The organism is Peribacillus sp. Aquil_B1, assembly GCF_022603275.1.
Taxonomy (GTDB): Bacteria; Bacillota; Bacilli; order Bacillales; family DSM-1321; genus Peribacillus.
Window position 1 is genome coordinate 1,699,816 of the sequence record NZ_JAKXEE010000001.1, and the last position, 23,665, is coordinate 1,723,480.

The 23,665-nt window shown below is 39.9% G+C and carries 25 protein-coding genes; 17 read left to right on the forward strand and 8 right to left on the reverse strand.

Annotated features, from left to right (window positions below; all coding sequences use genetic code 11):
* The first annotated feature begins 101 nt into the window (after positions 1 to 101).
* From recQ to MPH60_RS08490, 3 genes are all read left to right on the forward strand, one after another.
* Positions 102 to 2,228: a DNA helicase RecQ gene (gene recQ / locus MPH60_RS08480; RefSeq protein WP_241591011.1), complete on the forward strand. Its 2,127-nt coding sequence runs from the start codon at positions 102 to 104 to the stop codon at positions 2,226 to 2,228.
* A gap of 129 nt (positions 2,229 to 2,357) precedes the next feature.
* The gene (locus MPH60_RS08485; RefSeq protein ID WP_061463486.1) at positions 2,358 to 2,564 is read left to right on the forward strand and encodes a cold-inducible protein YdjO-related protein; all 207 of its coding nucleotides are present in this window, start codon (positions 2,358 to 2,360) and stop codon (positions 2,562 to 2,564) included.
* Between the two features lie 1,071 nt (positions 2,565 to 3,635).
* Positions 3,636 to 3,830 carry a cold-shock protein gene (locus tag MPH60_RS08490; protein ID WP_034307294.1) on the forward strand — a complete coding sequence of 65 codons (195 nt, stop codon included), beginning with the start codon at positions 3,636 to 3,638 and terminating at the stop codon, positions 3,828 to 3,830.
* Positions 3,831 to 3,913: 83 nt separating this feature from the next.
* On the opposite strand, the gene MPH60_RS08495 is transcribed toward MPH60_RS08490, so the two are convergent.
* Positions 3,914 to 4,828 carry a YitT family protein gene (locus tag MPH60_RS08495; RefSeq protein ID WP_241591009.1) on the reverse strand — a complete coding sequence of 305 codons (915 nt, stop codon included), beginning with the start codon at positions 4,826 to 4,828 and terminating at the stop codon, positions 3,914 to 3,916.
* A 374-nt stretch (positions 4,829 to 5,202) separates the two neighbouring features.
* Here MPH60_RS08495 and MPH60_RS08500 point away from each other — a divergent pair, with 374 nt between their 5' ends.
* The 7 genes from MPH60_RS08500 (at position 5,203) to MPH60_RS08530 (ending at position 13,932) form a co-directional block, all read left to right on the forward strand.
* Positions 5,203 to 7,344: a PAS domain S-box protein gene (locus MPH60_RS08500; protein ID WP_241591007.1), complete on the forward strand. Its 2,142-nt coding sequence runs from the start codon at positions 5,203 to 5,205 to the stop codon at positions 7,342 to 7,344.
* Between the two features lie 60 nt (positions 7,345 to 7,404).
* Positions 7,405 to 8,601, forward strand: coding sequence for an MFS transporter (locus tag MPH60_RS08505; protein ID WP_241591005.1), 1,197 nt, complete (start codon positions 7,405 to 7,407; stop codon positions 8,599 to 8,601).
* Positions 8,602 to 8,921: 320 nt separating this feature from the next.
* Positions 8,922 to 9,713, forward strand: coding sequence for a GDSL-type esterase/lipase family protein (locus MPH60_RS08510; RefSeq protein WP_241591003.1), 792 nt, complete (start codon positions 8,922 to 8,924; stop codon positions 9,711 to 9,713).
* Entirely contained in the window at positions 9,710 to 10,624 is a 915-nt protein-coding gene (locus MPH60_RS08515; RefSeq protein ID WP_241591001.1) for an ABC transporter ATP-binding protein, read from the forward strand. Before MPH60_RS08510 ends, MPH60_RS08515 begins: the two co-directional genes overlap by 4 nt.
* Positions 10,617 to 11,597 (forward strand): ABC transporter permease, encoded by a 981-nt coding sequence (locus MPH60_RS08520; protein ID WP_241590999.1) that lies wholly within the window; start codon positions 10,617 to 10,619, stop codon positions 11,595 to 11,597. Before MPH60_RS08515 ends, MPH60_RS08520 begins: the two co-directional genes overlap by 8 nt.
* A gap of 986 nt (positions 11,598 to 12,583) precedes the next feature.
* Complete coding sequence (locus tag MPH60_RS08525; protein ID WP_241590997.1) at positions 12,584 to 13,420, forward strand: MBL fold metallo-hydrolase; 837 nt, start codon at positions 12,584 to 12,586, stop codon at positions 13,418 to 13,420.
* Positions 13,421 to 13,500: 80 nt separating this feature from the next.
* Positions 13,501 to 13,932: a CBS domain-containing protein gene (locus MPH60_RS08530; protein ID WP_241590995.1), complete on the forward strand. Its 432-nt coding sequence runs from the start codon at positions 13,501 to 13,503 to the stop codon at positions 13,930 to 13,932.
* Between the two features lie 42 nt (positions 13,933 to 13,974).
* Here the strand turns inward: MPH60_RS08530 and MPH60_RS08535 are convergent, their stop codons facing one another.
* Both MPH60_RS08535 and MPH60_RS08540 read right to left on the reverse strand, forming a co-directional pair.
* Entirely contained in the window at positions 13,975 to 15,948 is a 1,974-nt protein-coding gene (locus MPH60_RS08535; protein WP_241590993.1) for a S9 family peptidase, read from the reverse strand.
* 169 nt (positions 15,949 to 16,117) lie between these two features.
* Positions 16,118 to 16,438, reverse strand: coding sequence for a YckD family protein (locus MPH60_RS08540; RefSeq protein ID WP_241590991.1), 321 nt, complete (start codon positions 16,436 to 16,438; stop codon positions 16,118 to 16,120).
* A gap of 253 nt (positions 16,439 to 16,691) precedes the next feature.
* Here MPH60_RS08540 and MPH60_RS08545 point away from each other — a divergent pair, with 253 nt between their 5' ends.
* Positions 16,692 to 16,838 (forward strand): lmo0937 family membrane protein, encoded by a 147-nt coding sequence (locus MPH60_RS08545; protein ID WP_106027466.1) that lies wholly within the window; start codon positions 16,692 to 16,694, stop codon positions 16,836 to 16,838.
* Positions 16,839 to 17,142: 304 nt separating this feature from the next.
* Here MPH60_RS08545 and MPH60_RS08550 read toward each other — a convergent pair whose 3' ends face one another.
* Entirely contained in the window at positions 17,143 to 18,060 is a 918-nt protein-coding gene (locus tag MPH60_RS08550; protein WP_241590990.1) for an NAD(P)/FAD-dependent oxidoreductase, read from the reverse strand.
* Between the two features lie 139 nt (positions 18,061 to 18,199).
* Complete coding sequence (locus MPH60_RS08555) at positions 18,200 to 18,523, reverse strand: winged helix-turn-helix transcriptional regulator (protein WP_101225109.1); 324 nt, start codon at positions 18,521 to 18,523, stop codon at positions 18,200 to 18,202.
* Between the two features lie 263 nt (positions 18,524 to 18,786).
* On the opposite strand from MPH60_RS08555, the gene MPH60_RS08560 reads away from it, so the two are divergent.
* The 3 genes from MPH60_RS08560 to MPH60_RS08570 all read left to right on the forward strand — a co-directional run bounded on the left by MPH60_RS08560 (position 18,787) and on the right by MPH60_RS08570 (position 21,457).
* The gene (locus MPH60_RS08560) at positions 18,787 to 19,866 is read left to right on the forward strand and encodes a nitric oxide synthase oxygenase (RefSeq protein ID WP_241590987.1); all 1,080 of its coding nucleotides are present in this window, start codon (positions 18,787 to 18,789) and stop codon (positions 19,864 to 19,866) included.
* A gap of 61 nt (positions 19,867 to 19,927) precedes the next feature.
* Positions 19,928 to 20,200 (forward strand): hypothetical protein, encoded by a 273-nt coding sequence (locus MPH60_RS08565; protein ID WP_241590985.1) that lies wholly within the window; start codon positions 19,928 to 19,930, stop codon positions 20,198 to 20,200.
* Positions 20,201 to 20,518: 318 nt separating this feature from the next.
* Positions 20,519 to 21,457, forward strand: a complete 939-nt coding sequence (locus MPH60_RS08570) for a magnesium transporter CorA family protein (protein ID WP_241590983.1) — start codon at positions 20,519 to 20,521, stop codon at positions 21,455 to 21,457.
* A 417-nt stretch (positions 21,458 to 21,874) separates the two neighbouring features.
* Here the strand turns inward: MPH60_RS08570 and MPH60_RS08575 are convergent, their stop codons facing one another.
* Complete coding sequence (locus MPH60_RS08575) at positions 21,875 to 22,066, reverse strand: hypothetical protein (RefSeq protein ID WP_241590981.1); 192 nt, start codon at positions 22,064 to 22,066, stop codon at positions 21,875 to 21,877.
* A 97-nt stretch (positions 22,067 to 22,163) separates the two neighbouring features.
* Here MPH60_RS08575 and MPH60_RS08580 point away from each other — a divergent pair, with 97 nt between their 5' ends.
* The gene (locus tag MPH60_RS08580; RefSeq protein ID WP_241590980.1) at positions 22,164 to 22,325 is read left to right on the forward strand and encodes a hypothetical protein; all 162 of its coding nucleotides are present in this window, start codon (positions 22,164 to 22,166) and stop codon (positions 22,323 to 22,325) included.
* A gap of 116 nt (positions 22,326 to 22,441) precedes the next feature.
* Here MPH60_RS08580 and MPH60_RS08585 read toward each other — a convergent pair whose 3' ends face one another.
* Positions 22,442 to 22,576 (reverse strand): YuzL family protein, encoded by a 135-nt coding sequence (locus MPH60_RS08585; RefSeq protein ID WP_101225105.1) that lies wholly within the window; start codon positions 22,574 to 22,576, stop codon positions 22,442 to 22,444.
* Between the two features lie 98 nt (positions 22,577 to 22,674).
* Between MPH60_RS08585 and MPH60_RS08590 the strand changes: the two genes are divergently transcribed.
* Positions 22,675 to 22,926, forward strand: a complete 252-nt coding sequence (locus tag MPH60_RS08590) for a YkuS family protein (protein WP_241590977.1) — start codon at positions 22,675 to 22,677, stop codon at positions 22,924 to 22,926.
* A 50-nt stretch (positions 22,927 to 22,976) separates the two neighbouring features.
* Here the strand turns inward: MPH60_RS08590 and MPH60_RS08595 are convergent, their stop codons facing one another.
* Positions 22,977 to 23,426: an OsmC family protein gene (locus MPH60_RS08595; protein ID WP_137024511.1), complete on the reverse strand. Its 450-nt coding sequence runs from the start codon at positions 23,424 to 23,426 to the stop codon at positions 22,977 to 22,979.
* A gap of 89 nt (positions 23,427 to 23,515) precedes the next feature.
* Here MPH60_RS08595 and MPH60_RS27740 point away from each other — a divergent pair, with 89 nt between their 5' ends.
* Complete coding sequence (locus MPH60_RS27740; protein ID WP_272492818.1) at positions 23,516 to 23,641, forward strand: hypothetical protein; 126 nt, start codon at positions 23,516 to 23,518, stop codon at positions 23,639 to 23,641.
* Positions 23,642 to 23,665 lie beyond the last annotated feature (24 nt).

Here is a 23,665-nt window from a genome sequence, read left to right on the forward strand (position 1 = left end):
GTGTCTGCTTTTTTTGTCCTTTAGGTTGTCGGGAAAAGCAGGTACAATGGAAGAAATAGATCCTTATAAATCCTTAGAAGGTAAATAGGAGGAATAGTGAATTGATTGAAAAAGCGCGTGAATATTTACAAGAATACTTTGGTTATGAGTCATTCCGAACAGGTCAGGAACAGATTATCGAACAGGTATTGGGAGGAATAAACACGGCGGGAATCATGCCTACCGGCGGAGGTAAATCAATATGTTACCAAATTCCAGCCCTTCTGTTACCAGGTGTAACACTCGTTATATCCCCACTAATTTCCTTGATGAAGGACCAAGTAGATGCCCTCGAACAAACTGGGATTGATGCCACGTTTCTTAATAGCTCCATTTCTGGGTTGGAATCATCCAATAGAATGAACGATATTAAACACGGAAGATATAAGTTGGTATATTTGGCGCCGGAACGATTGGAAAATCCTGCGTTTCAACAGGATCTATTTAATGTGGATATTTCTTTGGTAGCCATCGATGAGGCACACTGTATTTCACAATGGGGTCATGACTTCAGACCAAGCTATTTAAAAATCAAAACCCTATTGAAAAACATGCCATCAGCTCCGACAGTACTGGCATTAACCGCAACAGCCACACCTCAGGTTACCGACGATATATGTCAGACGCTCGGAATATCAGAGCGGCATACAATATCAACAGGATTTTCCAGAGGCAACCTGTTCTTTTCCGTAGTGAAAGAAGAAAATCGCGGCCGGTTTTTAATGCGCTATTTAGAGAAAAACAAAAATGAATCGGGTATCATCTATGCAGCCACTAGAAAAGAAGTCGATTCCTTGTATGCGAAGCTTATTAAAGCGGGATTCAAAACAGGTCGATACCATGCTGGCATGAATGAACATGACCGTTCGGAGCAGCAAGAGCAATTCATTCGTGATGACATACCCTTGATGGTTGCGACATCTGCCTTTGGCATGGGGATCGATAAATCGAATGTTAGATACGTCATCCATTACCAAACTCCAAAAAACATGGAGAGTTATTACCAGGAAGCGGGCCGTGCAGGAAGGGATGGTTTGGAAAGTGAATGTATCCTTTTATATTCCCCTCAGGATATGCAGATACAGCGTTTCTTGATTGATCAATCAAATCCCTCGCTGGAGTGGCAATCCCAGGAATTGAAGAAATTGAACAGAATGAAGGATTATTGTTTTACCGAAGGGTGCTTGCAAGCCTTCATTCTGCAATACTTTGGAGAAGAAAACCCCGAGGATTGCGGTCATTGCGAAAATTGTACAGATAAACGTGACTCTGTAGAAGTAACTACACAGGCTCAGATGGTCCTTTCATGCATGTTGAGAATGGGTGAGCGATTCGGTAAAACGATGATTTCCCAAGTGCTTACGGGATCACGCAATAAGAAAATTGAAGAGTTCGGATTCCAGAAGCTCTCAACCTATGGAATCATCAATGATCAATCAGCGAAGGATGTAGGTGATTTCATTGATTTCCTGACAGCAAAACAGTATATCGAAATGACGGGCGGCCAGTTTCCGGTACTTAAAGTTACCAATGCTGGCAGGGAAGTGCTATTGGGACAGAAAAAAGTACTGCGTAAGGAAATAAAAAAAGTAAGCAGCATCAGTGCGGATCATGGGTTGTTTGAAGAGTTGAGACAGTTAAGAAAAGAATTGGCTGTTAAGGAAAATGTACCTCCATTCATCATTTTTTCTGATGCATCCTTGAAAGATATGGCCGTCAAACTGCCGCGAACGGAAGAAGAATTCCTGGAAGTCAAGGGGGTTGGGATGCAGAAATTCGAACGCTTCGGAGCATTGTTTTTACAAGGGATTTCCCAGTATGTACAGGCACATCCTGAATTAGAAACGAATACTATGGTTACAAAGGAAACGGTAAAGCGAGCTGCTAAACCATCTCACTTAGAAAGCTATCGCTTATATCAGGAAGGCAAATCAATCAAGGAAATAGGGACATTGAGAGGACTGTCTTCCATTTCAATTGAAAATCATTTATTAAAGTGTGCAGAAGAACACTTGGATATCAAATGGGATGAGATTTTTTTAGAGAAAGAATTTGATCTTGTTTTGGAAACTGCAAAACAATTGGATTCGGAAAAATTGAAACCACTAAAAGAAGCCCTTCCTGAGCATATTTCCTACTTTATGATTAAAGCGATCTTGGTTAAAGCAGGACTGGAAAATGAAAGGTGATAAGGTTTTTTGGATAATTTCTTCATTGAATAAATAAGAATATGGTTTAATGCGTATACTAGGAATGATAAAAAGGTGAAATTTCGCGCCTTTAATCAGAGTCTTTATATAAAAAAGAGGAGGTTGCTCATGTATTTTGGTAAAAAGAATTCAGAGGAACCAGAAATCGTTATGGAAGATACGATAGTATATGCGTGCGGATCAGCAGATTGTAATGGTTGGATGAGAAAAGATTTTGCTTCGGAAAACTATGATTGCCCAATGTGTGGAAGTCAATTAGTTGAAGAAGTCAGGGAACTACCTAAAATTGAAAATGAGTATAATGCGTTTAAATAAAAGAGGTGAATCTTAGCCTCTTTATTTTTTTATTTTGAGCTCTTTTCGTAAAGATTGTTGTTTTTAAAACGAAACTATATAAGGTTGATTGGAGCGGAAGTGCGAGACTCCTGCGGGAGCAGCGGGACAGGTGAGACCCCAAAGGCGTTTACGCCGAGGAGGCTCACCGCCCGCCCCGCGGAAAGCGAGCATCTGGAGGGGAAATCAACCACACCGCACTACTTGGTAAATAGCAACAAAGTATGCGAAAACAGCCTTATTTTAAAATGACGTAGAGAGGAGTGGTTTTATTCTGGGTTAATGCTTTACATATAAAAATATGTGTGGTATCATTAAATTTCAGTGTTATGAAAAGAAAGCACTGGAGGGTAATTTAAAGTAACATTTTTATTAATAAAATAATTTTTCATCATTTTCATGATGAAGTAGAATCAAGTTAAACATATCTAGAAAAAAGAAATACATGTAATCACCAAGTATTTTCCTCGATCCATTTCTGTTCTTCATTAACTTACTTCTATGTACCATTTGTCTTTTGGAATTTAATCTACCCAATTGGAATTACGGACGGTTTTAATTAATAAACATGTACTTACAAGCTTTTATCTGATTCTCGCAGGCACGGTCTAGGAACCGTATGGATGGGAGAGAGGCAGGGCTTTCATTGTTTTAGGTTTTGGCATTAAAAATTACTCTCAGGCTCGATGTTCCATCGAACGAGCAGGAAGAACCATATGGAATGGATTCTTAAACAGCGCAGTCTCGATTATCTTGAAGGGTAAGTCAGGGACTGTGTTTCATTTTGAGGACTACTTTCTTTTTTAGAATCTTTCCTCAAATATATAAAGCATATATATGATATAATGGTTACTAAGATATGAAAAATTCATGTCGTAATCTCAAGTTCTTACCATTCAAAAAGTTTGGTTGAAAGAACAATGATCATACTTAGATTTGCGAATGGGTATTTACTCACAATTTAGATTAAACGCCATCTATTCTTCTTTTATCTTTATGGCTTGTGATCTGTTATGCAGGACGGAGTCAATTCAATTCTAAGGAGTGAGATATATGTATAGAAGAAATAATACGGAAGAAATCATTCCTGAAGAAACAAAGGTGTGGGAATGTACATCAGAAGATTGCAAAGGTTGGATCCGTGATAACTTTACAAGTAATGATGAACACGTTTGTCCGTTATGTAGCAGCGAGATGAAACCCGGCACCAGAATGCTTCAAGCAATCAACAATCCAAGAAACTATTAAGGTCATAAAAAAAGCTGAAGGGGATTCTCCCTTCAGCTTTTTTTATCTTTTTGCCAATTGCATCAAGCAAAAAGCAGGGATGATTAGTGGATATCTTTTTTCTTGAATCGACCGCCTCGAACTTCCGCGATATCCCCTACGGCAAGAAATGCAGATGGATCGAAACTTTTGACTATCTCTTTAAGTTTAGCTTCCTCAAGCCTGTTTATTACACAAAAGATGACTTTTTTATCATCACCAGAATAAGCACCTTCACCAGCTAAAAAGGTTACGCCCCGTCCAAGACGATTCATTATGGCATCACCGATATCATTAAATTCATCACTGATAATCCAAACAAATTTGGATTCGTCCAAACCTGCGATGACGATATCCATCGTTTTGTATGCCACGAAGTAAGCTATGATCGAATACATGGCACGATCCCACGAGAATACGAAGCCCGCACTGCCAAGGATGAATAAATTAAAAAACATGACGATCTCCCCAACGGAAAAAGGGAGCTTCTTGCTAGCGAGTATGGCAAGTATTTCTGTACCATCCAATGAGCCGCCATATCGAATGACCATTCCAACACCAATGCCAAGAATCATTCCGCCGAAAGCGGACGCTAGGAGGATATCTTGAGTGAAAGCTGGTACATGATGAAGCAATGTAGTGGTAATGGAAAGGACTAAAATTCCATAAAGGGTAGATAATGCGAAGGTTTTACCGATTTGTTTATAACCGATAAAAAAGAAAGGAAGATTCAAAATGAATAGAAAGATTCCGAGCTTCCATCCAGTAATATAAGATAACATAATCGATATACCCGTTATGCCGCCGTCGATTACGTTATTCGGCACTAAAAAAATCTCGAGGCCGACAGCCATCATAACCGCACCGATTGTAATTAGTAGACCTCTCTGTAAAATTTGTCTGAGTGTTAATTTTTTATGCTGGGTCTTCTTTTGCATAATTTCTGTTGTACTTGCACCTGCCAGGTCTGACATAATCATGCCCCCCACTCCTTCTCTCTATATAGGTTCTATTTAATTATAAACCTATAGGTATAATTAAATAAAGAAATTAACATTCTTGATTAATATATTTCCGAATAATTAATTTTGTTATTGATAAAGTCCTGCAATGCTGAATCAGGGTTGAAAATGCTTGTCAATACCATGTATTCCTATTCTACTCCATACAAAACAATAGTATTTCTAATTTTTATGATTTTATGATGGAATCCAGCATTTTCTTGAGATATAAGGTGCACAGAAATAATCAGTGTGTAAATATATAGGAGTAAGGAAATAAAAAACCTTTGAGCTACTATGGATTTCCATTACAATATAGGAGAATAGAACGTTTGAGGTGGTCAAGTAAAAAAATGGAACAATCAATTGTGGCATCAAATCCTGTCCTCTTTATGATTGCAGTACTTTTGATAATAATGGCGTGTTATACGGCGTTGGATTTACTGACAACATTACTGACGATAGAGAAATATAAACGCCTGGTGTATATTGGGAGCAGCTGCTCTATGGGAGTGGCTATTTGGACGCTTAATTTTGTGGTCATATTCACCCTTGATAATTCAGGAATGGCAGCATACAACATTGCTACAATAATTTTTTCGTTAGCATTGGCGATAGCTCTCGCAGGAGTTGGGTTATTGGCCATATCGTATAAAACACAAGTGTTGCAAATCGTTTTTTGCGGCTTCATGTTTACGTTGGCCATTTTATCCAATTATATAATGGGTACATCTTCTTTAAATCACTCTTTGCACTTTAGCCCATTGTCGGTCTTCATTACGCTTTTCAGTATCTTTAGCTTATTTGTAGCAGCACTTGCAATACTATTTTATTTTAATAAATTAAGTCAATCCTCACTAAAGCCAATCAGTACTCTCTTGATGAGCGGGGCAATCATTGAAGGCTATTATCTTTTTTTAAGAGTGTTACCGATGAACGCGAAAAATGAAACGGGTGTATTTGTTCCACTCACTCCATTTATGCTTTATCTTACATGCTTCGTATCATTATTCATCCTTGCCAGTTTGATCGCTTCAAGTACGATCGTAGGCAGGCGGTTGGCAAAAAGCGACAATACTGTGAGCGATATCCGTTATGCTTTAGATCAATCGGCTATCGTCGCCATCACGGATGCAAAAGGAATCATTACATATGTTAACGAAAAATTCCTGGAAATATCACAATATGAAAAATATGAACTAATAGGGAAAAATCATTCCATCATCAATTCTGGTTATCATACAAAAGAATTTTTCGCTGACCTATGGCTTACGATCAGCCAAGGGAAAACATGGCATGGTGAAATATGCAACCGGGCTAAAGATGGTACTGTATATTGGGTGGATACAACTATTGTACCTTTTATGAAAAAAGGTAAACCATATCAATATATTTCCATCCGTTCAGATATTTCCAGTCGTAAAAAGGCAGAAAATGCACTAAAGGCGTCAATCAAGGAACTGGAGGATATGCAATATGCAATCAACCAATCCTTGATAGTGGCGATTACCGATGATAAAGGCGTCATTATCGAAGTGAATGAAAAGTTCTCCGAGATTTCCGGTTATGGGAGAAGTGAATTGCTAGGCCATACACATAAGATAGTTAATTCTGGATACCACTCAAAGGAATTCTTTGAACATATGTGGAAGACTGTCCATGAACGGAAAGTTTGGAAGGGTGAAATTAGAAACAAGGCGAAAGACGGCAGTTTATATTGGGTCGATACAACTATTGTTCCATTTTTCAGCGAAGAAGGAAAGCCATTTCAGTTTCTGGCACTTAGATATGATATAACTGAGCGTAAACAATCGGAAGAGATGCTCCATCGGCAGGATAAATTAGCCGCTGTCGGTCAGCTTGCTGCTGGAGTGGCACATGAAATACGGAATCCGCTGACCTCCATGAAAGGGTATACGGAATTTTTGCAATTAGATGAAACGGACGAAAATAAACAAGAATATCTGGAAATAATCATGGACGAAATCAATCGTGTGAATGAGATAGTTGAAGAGTTCTTGCAATTGGCCAAACCACAGGCCTTGATATTGGAATCGAAGAATCTTGTGCCGATCATTCAAAATGTCGTATCTTTGACGGATTTTGAAGCCAGGAAGAGGAACATCACGCTGATTTCGGATTTAAATGTAGAAGAAATCCTCGTTCGTTGTGATGAGAATCGATTAAAACAAGTCATATTGAACTTCATTAAAAATGGTATGGAAGCTATGCCTGACGGTGGGTTCATAAAAGTCATGACTGAACTTAAAGAGGATAAAGTGCATATATCAATTACCGACACAGGAATTGGGATGCCGCCAGAGCAGCTTAAGAGACTTGGAGAACCATTTTTTACAACGAAAAAAACTGGTAATGGGTTGGGTCTCATGATCAGCTTTAAAATCATAGAAAGCCATTTGGGAAATGTCTTTGTCGAGAGCGAGGTCAATAAAGGTACAGTCTTTAATATCGTGCTCCCTATTCAATTTCCATAATAGGAAGCAATGAGTTAAAATAACAACTTTTTAGAAGCTGTCTGCGTGGGGGAACTGGATTTGGATAAACAAAAGCACGTCAATATTATTAGCTTGAAGGTATTTTACCTATTTTCTTTTTTTGCAGTAGGAAGTCTAACACCGCTATTAAGCGTTTATTTGGCCAATGAGGCTGGTTTGTCCGGTATTGAAATAGGTACGATCATGTCTGTTGGACCGATAGTGATGATCGTTTTTCAACCTTTTTGGGGAATTGTCTGTGATTGGATCGGCAGACCGGCAAAAATACTGGCAATGACATCGTTGCTTGCTGGTGTATTCGGTTTAGGCTACTTACTGTTCGAGCACTATTTACTTATAGTATCCGTCGCAATCGCTTTGGCTATCTTTCAAAGTGCGATAATACCGGTTTCAGATAGCATCACCCTCCAATATACAACAAAAATCAAATCGAATTATGGGAAAATCCGTTTATTCGGATCACTTGGTTACGGTGTCGCCGTTTTTGTAATGGGAAGGTTATCTGAATCCGTCATGGGTCCTTCAGTGATATTTTATGCCTTTTTCTTCGGGCTTTTGATTGCGGCAAGTCTTGCTCTTCGTTTACCTGAAGAGCCACCTGGGGGAAAGGTGAAGCTTTTCGGTGGCATGAAAGAATTGATCACCATGAAACGATTTCTTATCTTTCTTGCCATAACGTTCCTGCTATTTGGTCCTAATCTTGCAAATAATGTATACTATGGTTTGTTTGTAGAGGCAAGGGGAGGGACATATACAGGAATTGGCATTGCGTTCCTTTTGGCTGTTTTATCGGAAATCCCCTTTATGAGAATCGCAGGTACCTGGATTCATAAAATAGGCCTGCTGCCAATAACTTTATTGGCTGGAACGGCCTCATTGGTCCGCTGGGTTTTGTACTTCACCGAACCAAGTTTGGCTACTGTATATGTGACTTCGATCATTCAAGGATTTTCACTTGGCTTATTCATTCCTGCAGCTTTACAATATATCAGGGAAGTTGTCCCTGCCCGAATAACAGTAACAGCAATAACGCTTTATTCCGCCATTGGCAATGGATTGGGTAACTGGTTCAGTACCTTCAGCGGCGGGATAATCTTGGAGAAATCAGGAATATATGCTGTCTATTTATTTTATGGTTTACTCACGCTGATCGGGATGCTGCTTACAATATGGCTCATGAGGATAGATATAAAATTAAAAGTATTGGAAAAACCCATAGGTACATTAGAAAAATGATGGGAAATATTGCGAGAGACCTCTTTACCTTTCATGGTGAAGAGGTCTTTTTTACTTGTCTCTCTACAAGTTTGAGGGAAGGCCTGCTAAATGATCAAGCAGAAAAGCCGAATGAAATTCATTTAACCCATCAGACTGTAGACTAACTCGATTAAAAGTTTTTTTAGGGTTTGTACAGTTTAAACGTTGATTGGAACGTAGGGCACTTGCTTCCAATCAACTTTGTTTAATTGGGATTTTTATCCAGAACAATCAGTTTTTTGTTTTTGGAAATAATATGATTTAATGGAAGGTAGAGAATGAATGGAAGGGTGAGTGTTTTGAGCAAACCAAAAGTGTTGGCTGCTACCATCGTATCAGCTCTTATCGGCCTGTTTTTTTTATTTTGCCTTGGATGGGCGATTACTGACCATTACGGAAAAGGAACTTCCGATAGAGATGTAATTGAAGAAACCCCCATTAAAAATGATCTTCCTGATGATTTTACGGTAGTGGCGTTAGGCGATTCATTGACACGTGGAACAGGTGATGAAACAGGTAAAGGCTACGTTGGACTTGTTGTTGAAGATTTGAATAGTGAGTACAAGAAAAAACCAATCATTCATAACCTCGGAATTAATGGACAAGTGTCTAAAGAATTAGTACAGCAAGTGAAACAACCGGAAGTGAAGCGCCAAATCCAGGCAGCTGATGTTATTTTAGTTACAATCGGGGGTAATGATTTATTTCAAAAAGGCCAGACCCTGCTTGAATATGATCGTGAAGCTATATCTGTATCACAAAAGAATTTCTTGGGAAATTTACATGAAATTTTTAAAGATATCAATAATGTCAATGATACAGCTACCATTTTATTGCTTGGGCTGTATAATCCGTTTATAGATTTGGATGAAGACTTTGATACGAACCGCATTGTTCGTGACTGGAATAATGAAACGGCAGAAGTCGTGGCTCTTTTTCAAAATGCTATTTTCGTTCCAACATTTGATTTATTTCAATTGTCTGTAAATGAGTACTTGTATTCGGATAAATTTCACCCTAATAAGAAGGGGTACCGTTTAATTGCTGATAGAGTTGCTCCTTTAATAAAATGGGAGGATGTGGAACGATGAAACAGGTGACATTGTCTGTCAGGGACTTGAGAAAAAGGATTGGCAAAAGGGAAATCATTAAAGGAATAGATTTTGAGCTGAATGAAGGGGAGGTTTTTGGCTTTTTAGGACCGAATGGAGCAGGCAAGACGACGACGATCCGCATGTTGGTAGGTTTGATTAAGCCATCCTCAGGTTCCATCCATATATGCGGGTATGATGTCCGTCAGGAATTTACGAAGGCAATGAAGCAAATGGGCTGCATCGTTGAAAATCCAGAGTTGTATCCTTTTTTGAGCGGATGGGATAATTTACTTCACTTTGCAAGAATGTTACCTGAAGTTGATGAAACAAGAATGATCGAGGTTGTTGAACTCGTCGGTCTGCAAGCGAGAATTCACGATAAAGTGAAGACTTATTCGTTAGGTATGAGGCAGCGCTTAGGAATCGCGCAGGCAATGCTAAACAGCCCTAAGCTGTTGATTTTGGATGAACCGACCAACGGACTAGATCCTGCCGGAATCCGTGAAATGCGGCAATTCATCAGAAAGTTGGCTGAAGAAGAAGGTATGAGCGTTCTGGTTTCTTCACACTTATTAGGTGAAATACAGCAACTTTGTGACCGGGTCGCAATTATTAAAGGGGGGGAAATCATCAAAACGGATACGGTGGAAAGCTTATTATCCACGCAGGAGCGGATATTTTGGCGGGTGGAACCTATACAACAGGGAGCGGAAATTCTTAGCGGCTTTACCGAAATTAACATAGATCAAAAATATATCATTACTGCCTACGATGAACTCAAAACACCCGAATGGAATGCTGCACTTAACCAAGCAGGGGTGAGGGTGCATGAAATGAATCGAAAGCTCCCGGGATTGGAAGAATTGTTTTTGCAAGTTACCGGCGTCGGAGGTGCAGGCATTGAATAACTTGATTCAAAATGAAATGATGAAGTTGTTGGCAAAGAAACGTTTAATCATAATCGGTATCATCGTGGGAATTTTAGTGCTGATGTTTACATATGCCCAATACAAACAAGTGGAAGAGCAGCGGGAGAAGTTGGGAACTGATGATTGGCGTTCAGCTCTTCAGCAGCAAATCATAGATACTCAAAATCGATTGGGCTCGAATAGGATGCTCGATGAGTGGCGTGAACAGCTGCAAGTAAGTCTGAAGCAGCAGCAATATTATCTAGATCATGATATCAATCCCTCAGAACCAGGCGCAGCCACCTTTACACGCATGTTTTTGGAAAATGCAATCGATTTGTTCATTCCGCTGTTGATCATGATTGTGGCTAGTGATATGGTTTCTTCCGAAAGTAGTCAAGGGACGATCAAGCTTTTGTTGACCCGGCCAGTGGAGCGCTGGAAAATCTTATTGAGCAAATATGTAACATTATTATTATCGGTTTCGATTATCGTGGCGATGACAGCCTTATTATCTTACCTTTTATCCGGTATCGTTTTCGGATATCAAGGATGGGGGGCCCCTGTAATAACCGGATTCGAATTGAATGGGGCTGACGTGGATGTCAGTCAAGTTAGGTTAGTGGAACAATGGAAATTCCTATTGATGGATTTGGGACTTGTCTGGCTGGTGGCGGTTGTTGTAGGAACCCTTTCTTTCATGCTTTCGGTTTTAGTGAGAAGCACCCCTGCAGGCATGGGCATCATGCTGGCTGCATTAATTTCCGGGGCTATATTGAACAATATGGTTTCATCATGGGAATCAGCGAAATATTTCTTTATGGTGAATTTGAAATTGACCGCTTACATTAGCGGGACGGCTCCACCGATTGAAGGGATGACTTTATTATCCTCCGTCATTACTCTGCTCGTTTGGTGGGCGCTTGCTTTAATTGTATCTTATACAGTATTTACCCGGCGGGATGTATACTGAGAAACATGCTAATAATAGGTTGTTTCAGTTTGTTGACATAGATGGTTAGGGAGTTTCGCACCCTGAACATGATTATGAAAGATGCCTCAGTTCGGCGACAAAATGGGGTTCGGGGTCCGAATATTGAGGCGAAGGTCGAAAAATTCGTGTGGACGGTCGAATAAAGTGCGGTGAAGGTCGAATAACTTGCATGGACGGTCGAATAAAGTGCGGTGAAGGTCGAATAACTTGCGTGGACGGTCGAATAAAGTGCGGTGAAGGTCGAATAACTTGCGTGGACGGTCGAATAAAGTGCGGTGAAGGCCGAAAAAGGGCATGATCGGCCGAAAAAAGGTGCCGTGACTGTCGAAAAAAGTCCGTCTGGAATCATCTGCAACTTTTTGAAAGAACTGTAGGCAAACTCGCTCTTCATTGAGTTTGTCCACCTAATGGTGTTTGGAATGGTCTCATTTCGAATCCTTTTCACGATTTAATCAAGGGAAGATTACCATGAATTAAAAACAAGACATGGTTATCCTCATGTATTTTTACTGTTTATATGAACTGAAAACTCATTGGATTGAAGAAATTTGCGACACTCCTGACGAATAACTGGCTAGTCGAGACCCGCTAGATGCTTACGGGGAGGTTTGGAAGACAGACGGCGGAAAGGGATTTTAAAGCTAAGTTGATTGGAACGGAAGGTGCGAGACTCCTGCGGGGAAAGCGTGTCCAAGGGAGACCCCACAGGCGCAAAGACGCCGGGGAGGCTTCCGGACCGCCCGCGGAAAGCGAGTGCCTGGAGTGGAAATCAACGCCTACAAAAGGTGGGGCGGAAAGGGAGCGGATCTGGAATCATCTGCAAGTTTTTTAAAGAACTGTAGGCAAACTCGCCTTCGAATGTTTCTTATTGTCTGAAACAGCCTATATAAATTATAGGTTGTTTTTTATTTTCTCGTACAGGGTATCCTTTATAAAACAGTATGTTCAAATTAGGAGGATTATAAATGGACGATAATCATTTGAATAAAAAATTCATGCCAATGACTTCAGTTTCCAGTGGAGATGTACAGATTATAAATGAGGATATATATTGTCTGTCCGTCCAAATCGTTAATGTCATTTTTATAGGGTCATCCAAAGATGATAAATGGGTATTGATAGATGCAGGGATGCCGCGTTCAGCAGAGGTAATAAAGAAAACAGCTGAAGAAATATACGGACCGCAAAATCCACCTGCCGCGATTATTTTGACACATGGACATTTCGATCATGTTGGTGCACTGATTGAGTTAATGGAGTATTGGGATGCTCCTGTCTATGCCCACATTAAAGAAATGCCTTATTTAACGGGACAGGAAAATTATCCAGAACCTGATCCTACTGTTGAAGGGGGAATGGTCGCTAAAATTTCATGGGTATTTCCGAATGAGGGAATTAACCTTGATGAAAAAGTTCAGCCATTGCCTGATGATCATAGTGTACCCGGGCTTCACGATTGGAAATGGGTTCACACCCCTGGCCATTCGAAAGGACATATATCACTTTTCCGTGAAAGTGACCGAAGTTTGATTGCTGGTGATGCTTTTGTGAATGTCAGGCAAGATTCCCTATACAAGGTTATCACTCAGGAGAAAGAAATAGCGGGCCCGCCGCGGTATTTGACTACCGATTGGGAGGCTGCCAAAAAATCGGTAAGGTTATTGGAAAGTCTGATGCCGACAGTTGCCATAACGGGCCATGGTTATCCTGTTGAAGGGAAAGAACTGGAAATGGGTTTAGCGAAGCTTGCAAAGGAATTCGATTCATTAGCTAAACCGGATCACGGGAAATATGTGGAATGAAGCGTGAACGAGTTTCATGAATAATTTCTCTTCAGAAGTCAAAAATAAATAAGCAACTTATGAAAAATGGAGGGATTTCCGTGACTGAATTAAGAGATATCATGACAACAGACGTTGACTGTTGCACTGCGGAAGATAATATATATGAAGCAGCAGTCAAAATGAAGAATGATGATGTTGGTGTCATTCCCGTATTAGAAAATAACCATTTAATTGGTGTTATTACAGACAGGGATATCGTCATTCGCTGTGTTGCCGAGAAAAAGCCGAATTCGACTAGAATTACCGATGTCATTTCCACCAATCTTGTAACAGGCACGCCTGATATGTCAGTGGAGGAAGCTGAGGAGTTAATGGCTACCGAACAAATCAGAAGGCTCCCTATCATTGAGAATGACAAGCTGGTCGGAGTTGTGGCATTAGGTGATCTTGCTGTACACCAACAGACAAATTCAATGGCAGGAAATGCTTTAAGTTCAATTTCCGAAGACAGAGACCAAATTCAACACTAAAAACAAAAACTCTGTTAGCTTTTGCTAACAGAGCTTTTATTTTTAAAGATATTTATTGAACCACCCTTTGATTTCCTCAACATGCTGCAAGCGCATTTTTGGAGATCCGCTTCGGGATACTTCATGAGTTTCATCTGGGAAGGAAACAAGTACCGCTTCCTTATTTTGACGTTTTAGGGCGACAAAAAATTGCTCGCTCTGTTCAATTGGACAGCGGAAGTCCTTCTCACCGTGAAGTAAAAGTAAAGGGGTATCCACATCGGAAACATATTTTAATGGAGAGTGCTGCCATAATTTTTCAGCAGAGTTAATGATATCGCCGCCAACTTCCCACTCTGTAAAATAATAGCCGATGTCACTGACCCCATAAAAACTTAGCCAGTTACTAATGCAACGCTGAGTAACAGCGGCCTTGAAACGGTTGGTATGTCCGATGATCCAATTTGTCATGAACCCTCCATAACTTCCTCCGGATACCCCTAAATCTTCTTGATCTATGAAATCATACGTAGCTAAAACGTGATCAACTCCAGCCATTAAGTCTTTATAATCCATGCCTCCATAATCGCCGCGGCAGGCATTTACGAAGTCTTGGCCATATCCTACACTCCCGCGCGGGTTAGTGAACAATACAGTATAGCCTTCATTAGCCAAGGTCTGGAATTCATGTACATAAGTATTGGCATACATCATATGCGGACCGCCATGGATTTCTAAAATGAGCGGATATTTTTGATTACCATCAAAATCGGTCGGTCTCATGATCCAGCCGTGGATGGTAAGTCCATCAACGGATTGGAATGTAATGGGTTCAGCCGTGGACAAATGTTTATCCTTCAAAAAATCCTCATTAACAAAACTGATTTGTTCCTTATCGCCATTGGTAAGGTTATAAGCAAAGAGATCTCCGGGATGAACAGGTGTACTGATGGCCACGACAGCACGGTGGCTTTCGGGATCTATAGTCAGGCCGTATATATGCTGCGGGTCAAGGATTGATGGATACATGGCTCCTTCAATCGAACCATAATATACTCCAGTATTTCCGTAATCACTTATTAAGAAGTAAAAACCTTGGCTATCGTTTGTCCACAAAATACCTGGGTCGACGGCTCCGATCTGGAAATCCCCAATTGCGGAATCGCCTATTTGGACGTCCCATCCATCGGTCAAACACTGAGTCGTTTGATCGATAATAGAATATAACCAGATATTTGAAAAGGTGGCACCGGCAAATTCTTTATTATGGCCAATGAAAGATAGATACTCGCCATTTGGAGACCATTTCGGATCTCTAAAGAAACCTGTACTATCCGTTATCTTCTCTAAAGATTTCGTTTCAATGTCCATGATGAAAATATCGGAAAAAAGTTCATCATCACTTCTTTCTACATCCCCGCTTACGAAGGCAATATGCTGTCCGTTTGGGGACCATGCATTCGGTTGATGATCCACTTTGTTTTCCGTTAGCAATGTGGATTCTCCCTTGAAAATGTCCACTATGACCAGCTGTTGATATAACTGATCAAAATAGCCTCTTCCATCCCATTTATACTTAATCCGGTCATACCTATTAACTTCTTTGGTCAAATCATTTTCTTTAACCGTATTAAGGTTTTCGTCTTCCTTTAACCCGGTAGAAAGCAGCAATTTGGTGGAACAAGGAGACCAAATAGGTTTTGATGCGCCGTTAACGAAATGGGTCAACTGGCGAGCTTCCCCGCCAATGCTCCCAATAATGTGAACTTGTTTTTTTCCTGATCTGTCTGATGTAAAGGCGATATGCTTGCCGTCAGGGGACCAGGCTGGTGATGTATCACGATTATCCCCAAATGTCCATTGCTTTGTTTCATTCGTAATTAGGCTGAACATAAACAGATTGGAAATATATTTTTCCGTTTTTTCATCGATTCTGGTTTGGACATAAACCGCCATACTGCCATCCGGTGATAGCTTTGGATCGGTCACTGATTTCAAGTGAAATAAGTCTCTTGCTGTTATACCTATTTTGTTCATCCTTTTCACCCTTTCATTTCTCATAGTTATCTATTTCGCTAAAGAGAAATATAAATCCTTTAGTAAATGGTAAACGCGTAAGGTTTATTTATCAAGGACGAAAGAAATGAAAAAAATCCGGCCTTTTCGTCAGGTCGGATTATCAGGATATATAGGCAAAAACATACAATTACTTATGCATGTGTCGTGTATGTGGGCGGTGCGGCGGTATTTGGAAATTATGTTCTTCCATCATTTTATAATGTTTTTCAAAGTGTGAAACCATTTTATCAGCTTCTTCTTTTGAAAGCGCGCCATACTCGACATATTTTTGGATCAATGTCTTTTTGTCAGCGAGTATTTGCTTTTGGATCTTGGCGATTTCAGATTTTTGAGCATCAGTGAATTGTACACGTTCCGTTTCTGCTTTATTTTCCTCTGCAGCTGGGTGATTCACGTTGACTAAGAATAGGGAACAGGCTGTTAAACAGATGACTAAAAACTTTTTCATGAATGAACGACTCCTTCTTTTGTTTTTTTGCCTTATTAAGAATTGTGGAACAGTTAAAACCTGATAGTCTCTTCCTTGTAAATGTTTTTCTTTATGGAAGAATCCTTATTTCTTTATTATCATTTACAGCATTTACAGTTTTATGTAAAAAAACAGGTAAGGGTTTGTTAAAGGTAGATATGGGTAATTTAAATGTAAGCAAATATTTTGATGTAATTTCTTACAAAAAAACCTTAAAGAATGGGGGAATATCATGATTTGGACGATTATTGGTGTAATAATATTATTATGGGTTCTTGGTTTAGTCTTTAAAGTGGCTGCAGGCTTTATACATATCTTGCTTATCATCGCGGTCATTCTCATTTTGGTTAAAGTTTTTAAGGGAAGGAATCGAATGTAGATGTGTATCGAATGTCGGATGTGAAAATCTTAAATACCAATGTAAAAGGCGGCCTGGTGAACAGGCCGCCTTTTACTGTAGACAATTTTGATCTCCACTCCAGGCACTCGCTTTCCGCGGGCGGTCCGGGAGCCTCCTCGGGCGCCCTTGCGCCTGCGGGGTCTCCCTTGGACACGCTTTTCCCGCAGGAGTCTCATACCTTCCGTTCCAATCAACTTTGTTTTAAAATTCAGATAGAACCCCTTTTGTCTACAAACTGAGGCGGCCTGGTGAACAGGTCGCCTGTTAAATTTCCATCAAGTTGTCAATCGTAAGGAAGTGGCTGGCCTAACAGTCTCTTATGGATCCATATCGCTGCTTGGGTGCCATCCCCCATTGAAATGGTGACTTGTTCTGAATGGGCAACGAGGTCACCGCCTGCCCAGACTCCTTTAATATTCGTTTCTTTAGTCCGGGGATGAATCACGACATGATTGTTGTCATTGACTTGCACTCCTAATTGTAGGGCTAGGTCATTATTTAGTTTGTTCCCTTTAAACGCGGTGAATGCTTTTTCAGCCTCGACTATTTTACCGGAGACTAATTGTATGCCCGTTAGCTGCTGTTTGTCGTCGACATGAACCTCACAAACTTCTTCTTCGATTACGGGAATCTGATTTTCCTTTAATTTTTCCCTATAATCATCATCAATTTTTGTTTTCAAATGATTTACGTAAATGATATCTTTTGACCAATATAAAAGTGTGAGAGCCATGCCCGCACCCGTATTTCCGCCTCCAAGAACAACGGTTTGCTTATCCATGATCTCATACCCATCACAGTCAGGGCATATATATGTGGATGTCCCAAGAGTTGGATAGATGTTTTTGATTGGAGGAATGTTATCGGTGATGCCGGTACCGAGAAAAATCATTTTTGCTTGATATTCCCTGTCATTCTTTGTTCGGATAAAAAACTTGTCCTGTTTTTTTTCAAGAGATGTCACTGTATCATCCAAGAATTCGACGCCGAATTTTTCAGCGTGCTGTCTGCCAAGCGTCCTTAATTGTTTACCGCTTACCCCATCCGGCCATCCCAGAATGTTATGGTATGCCTTGGCAATGGATGAGCGGCCTTTAGCAGAATCAATGACGATAATATTATGTTTGTATCTTCCGAGCTGTATAGCTGCCTGAATACCGGCTATACCTCCACCAATAATAATGCAATCTACTTGTTTCATGAATTCACCGCCCATAAATTTGGAATAAACCTAGTGTTATTCTATCTGTAAAAAATATACCACTAGTCGCTGGCGCTTAAACAAAAAAGGAGGAAGTCCGCCAGGTGGCGGACTTCCTCCTTTTCAGTTAATGCCTGTATCATTGTTCCTGTATTGGTTCGAGCCATTCTTGTGCCCAATTTTGAATTTCGTTCATTACCGGTGCAAGTGCCTTGCCTTTTTCAGTTAAAGAATATTCAATCCTGACCGGTGTCTCTGGATATACGTCCCTTTTAACAATACCTTCAATTTCCAAGTCCTTTAAACGTTCGGAAAGAATCCTGCCGCTTATCGGGAATGCAGATTCAATATTACAAAACCGTTGAGGGCCATTAAGTAATTGATTGACAATCAATCCAGTCCAACGTTTACTCAAGATTTGCATTCCTTTTTCAAATCGTGGACAAAGTGTCGTATTATTCATCTTATCACCTCATTATTAATATATTATAATGCATTTACCTCATATGTAACAACTTTACCGATAATTATTTAGTTACTAGAGATGTTAAAGTATAAGAAATTTATGAGCTTACTTTAAGTATCATGAAAAGAAATTCGCCTCGAAATTGCCACATTTTTAAAGAAATGCGTTTTAAAAAAATGTGTTCTTTAGGGTTACCGTGAAAAATATGTTATTTTAATATTGAAATCAAAGTTTTACAAATGGAAGGGTTCGTGGGAAAGATGAGTGATTTACTGCAGGAGGCCGTATCCTTTATCAGGACAAGTTATCCGGAATTATCGAAAACGGAAGAGGACATGGATGGCAGGATTGAACAAATCAAAAAGGAAATAGATGATACAGGTAGATATGAACATACATATGAAGAATTGGTTTATGGTGCTAAATTAGCTTGGCGTAATAGCAATCGTTGCATAGGGCGCTTTTTTTGGGAGTCGCTGAGGGTGATTGACAAAAGGATGATTCAAAGCGAAGAAGAAATTGTATCGGCTCTCTTCGAGCATATCGAATATGCAACGAATAATGGGAACATCAGACCTGTGATTACAATTTTCAAACAAAAAAATCATGATCGAAAAGTGGATATATGGAATCATCAGCTTATTCGATATGCAGGGTATGAGACGGAACATGGCGTAATCGGCGATCCAAGTTCAATAGCATTCACCAAGCAATGTATGGCATTGGGATGGGAAGGGAAATTCGGACGTTTCGATATATTACCCCTTGTAGTCCAATTGGACGGAAAAACCCCTGGTTTACATGATATACCTGAAAGTCTCGTTAAAGAAGTTCAAATCACCCACCCTGAACTGACATGGTTCAAAGATCTTCAAATCAAATGGTATGCAGTTCCAATTATATCTGGCATGAGGTTGGAAATTGGCGGTATTACGTATTCAGCTGCACCATTTAATGGGTGGTATATGGGAACGGAAATCGGTGCCAGGAACCTTGCTGATGAAGAACGCTACAATATGCTGCCGGCAATCGGGGAGAGGATGGGCTTGGATATTAAACGTGATTCAAGTTTATGGAAAGATCGGGCCCTTATCGAACTCAATGAAGCAGTCCTTCATTCGTTTAAAAAACACGGAGTCAGCATTGTTGATCACCATACAGCAGCTAAACAATTCAAGAAATTCGAAGAAAAAGAAACCACTTGTAACCGGAAAGTTACTGGGGACTGGACTTGGTTAATTCCGCCTGTTTCTCCAGCCACGACCCATGTTTTTCATCAGCCATATAATAATGAAATAGTGAAACCTAATTTCTTTTATCAAATTCCTCCATATAAATAAAGGTTTACATTAATTGGCGTTGGGTATATATATATCAAGCCAATAAATAAGGGGGAAGGTAATGATGGCATTAGGAAGAAATGTGGTATTACTAGGAGTCGGAGTTGCCGGAGTCTCATTTTTATCGAATAAAACGAACAGAGGAAAAGTGAAGGATATATGGTCAAATGCAAAAGCAAAAACAGTAGGCCTTTGGAATAGGAAGGCTTCAGATTTGGATCCTGTAATTGAAAAGGCAGGTCACCCTGATCCATATGATCATGACGACAATAAAATGGTAGATGAAGGCGCCATGTATGGTGTTCACTATTATAATAATGCTAAGCATGGATAAATTTATCAGGCGCTTGGGGAAACCCAAGCGCTTTTTTGTGGTAGTTTTTATTATATTTTTTAAGCGTTAAAAACTGATAATTGTGAATTCAGGACAGGGAACCAGAGTATTAAATTCGTTATTGTGCTTTAAAAGAATAAGGATTAAGATTAAAGAATCGAAAGGAAGTGGATACGAGTGAGCAGCAGTTCTTATGATCCTGAACCCAGAAAGCAAGAGGAAGCCAATATGATGCTAGAAGTCGAGACTGTTATTCTCCCTGAGTATCTGCTCGAAGAAGGTAAATAAGGCTTTCTCTATAGAAGAGGAGGTCAAGAAATGATTGAAATCTACAAGACGGATGAAAACCGACACCTAAACAAGATCGAGGAAATGACAAAAGGTTCCTGGGTGAACATTGTCGCGCCCACAGAAGCTGAAATAGATTATATATGCACGACTTTGAAGTTACCAATCAATTTCATGAAAGATCCGTTGGATGATGAGGAAAGGCCTCGAATCGAAAAAGAGGATGATAATGTTTTAATTATTGTCGACTTTCCATATTTGACCAAGGACGAGGCGGGCTTACCGATTTTTGAAACAATACCTATAGGGATGATTTTTACCAAAGACTGTTTCATTACGGTATCTTTGAAAGAAACACCGATATTGGCGAATTTCAAAAACAATAAGATAAAAGGATTTTTCACCAATAAGAAAACAAGATTTGCCTTACAATTACTATTTGAGATTTCATCCTATTATTTACGTTACCTGAAACAGATCAACAAGATGACTAATGAAGCGGAACGTGAATTGCATCAGTCCATGAAAAATAAAGAATTATACACTTTCTTGGCTTTGGAAAAAAGCTTGGTTTATTTTACGACATCATTAAAATCCAATCGAGTAGTACTTGATAAGATCCTCCGTTTTAATTATTTGAAAATGTATGAAGAAGATAAAGAATTGCTTGAGGATGTAATCATCGAAAATGCTCAGGCAATTGAAATGGCAGAAGTGTATCTATCCATTCTTAGCGGTATGATGGATGCATTCGCTTCGATCATTTCCAATAATGTCAATAATGCCATGAAGTTTCTAACCTCCGTGACCATTATTTTGACGCTGCCGACGATGGTGGCAAGCTTCTACGGAATGAATGTGGAACTGCCATTTGAACATAATCGGTTTGCTTTCATTTTTACATTATTAATAGCCATCACATTGGCGGGGACGACGGCATTCATTTTTTGGAAGAAAAAATATTTTTAAAATTAACCGGCTTATTAAGCCGGTTTTAGACTGTAGACAAACTCGTTGTAAATCGAGTTTGTCTACAGTTTTTATTAGGGTTTGTGCAATTTGAACATTGATTTCCACTCCAGGCACTCGCTTTCCGCGGGCGGTCCGGGAGCCTCCTCGGCGCGTTTGCGCCTGCGGGGTCTCCCCTGGACTCGCTTTTCCCGCAGGAGTCTCGCACCTTACGTTCCAATCAACTTAGTTTTAACTTTTAGATAGAACCCTTACGCCTAAAGTCTTTATTGTTTTAAAATAGAAATAATAAAACTTGAGGTGATGATGATGCTTTCTAAACTTGATTCTATTCAGCGTGTTCAACTTGAACAGATTATTATAGATCGACTGATGCTTACCGAAACATTTGGTTGAGGCTGCCAAGCCGGGTTCTGTTTATTCCTCAAAAAAATCAGCAAATCCTTCACTGTTAATTCGATCGGAATATGGGTTCTCATCTTTTACATTCTTTGCATCCAAATTTGTTTTAATCACTAAACGGGGACTCTGTGATGCTTCTCTGATGATACGGTCGTTCAACTCTTTAAAATCCGGTACATTCCTATTGCCGGGTCTGTTTGGTTCCAATTAAACCACCTCCATTAGTATCTTGGCAATAAAGGATGGGGTGTATTCATGAATATTATTAGGATTGGGAAGGATAAGGACGGAGGAGGAGATCAAGATGACCAAATGGAACGAGCAAGCAGCTCGCAATAATAATTTAAGGGCAAGTGATTTAAACCCGGCTGGAGCCGATAAAGCAAAAATGGATCCAAAAACAATTGATGGGGATCGATTGAATGATTTAAAGATCCAAAGGGAAATCAGAAAGCAAAATATATAAGGGAAGTCCTGATCGTTAAACTAAAGCGACACAGGTTCATGCAGAGGAAAACGCTTGGCGGATAACCAAGCGTTTTTTTGCGTATCATGAAGACGGATGTTGATTTAGGATTCTTATCAAGAACGCTTTTGCTTTTTAAGTGAAGAGGGTTGAGTGAAGGATCCGGTTTCTTTCGTAGTGGTACCTTGCCCCTCTACCTGAGAAGACCCTAAACGGGTTTGTGAAGCATCTTTCTTGTTTTTTCCATTCATGATTATCACCTCGATATTACTTTCCCTATTTCCTTTGCATCCTATACATATATTGAAGGTGAAAAGGACAGGTTAGAAGGTAGAGGAGGTGTGTGTTGATGTCAAAAATCGGTGTTGAAGAATCATTAACGAATATTCAGGAAGCACTTCGTGAAAAAGGTTTTGATGTTGTGGAGATCAAACAAGAAGCTGACGCCAAAAACGTGGATTGTTGTGTGGTAACAGGTTTGGAAAGTAATGTAATGGGTATAAGCGATACTTCATTACAAGCGTCTATCATTGAGGCAAATGGTTTAACGGCTGATGAAGTGTGCCGCGAGGTTGAAAATAAAATGAACGCCATTCAATAGTTCAAAAAGTGCCTAAACCGATATAAGGTTAGGCACTTTTTTGTTCAAGGTTACTGTGCTATGGAAATGGCCGCATTCAATTCCACCGCTACATTCCCTTTGATCGCCCTGGAAATCATACATGAAGCTTCAGCTTTTTCAGCAAGTTTCCGCGCTTTTTCAACCACTTTTTCTGAAGTCCCCGGTACTAAAATAAGTTCAGGGCGATGAATGATTTTCTTGTAGGTGAATACACCATTCGTAACATCCACTAACGCTTCCGATTGCATGGTCAAGCTCACCTTTTCTATATGGGCTCGCTCTAACATGGCAGCAAAGGTAATGATATAGCAGGTCGATGCCGCACCAAGCAGCATTTCATCGGGATTAGTGCCGATCCCTGGTCCCTCCATTTCAGTTGGAATACTTATCTGTGTTAGAAGATTCCCTGAATGGATTGTGCCGATATCATTTCTGCCGCCTGGCCACTCTGCGGTTAAATGAAAGTGATGTATTGTCATTTTATTACCTCCTTACCATGTCTATAGTGTAAACGATTAAACAGGCTAAGTATTCGATTTTGCTCACTTGGGGGAATAATCATACAGCAGTGGGTCGAATTAAGTTTTCGGTATGCCAATTCAGCAAGCCGACCGTAGCGGTCGAACGGATAGGCATTATTGATATAAAGGATATTGTTGATGAAACAAAAGGCAGAGGCATCAGGCTATTTTAAGCACAATATTGGATAGGCTTTTCT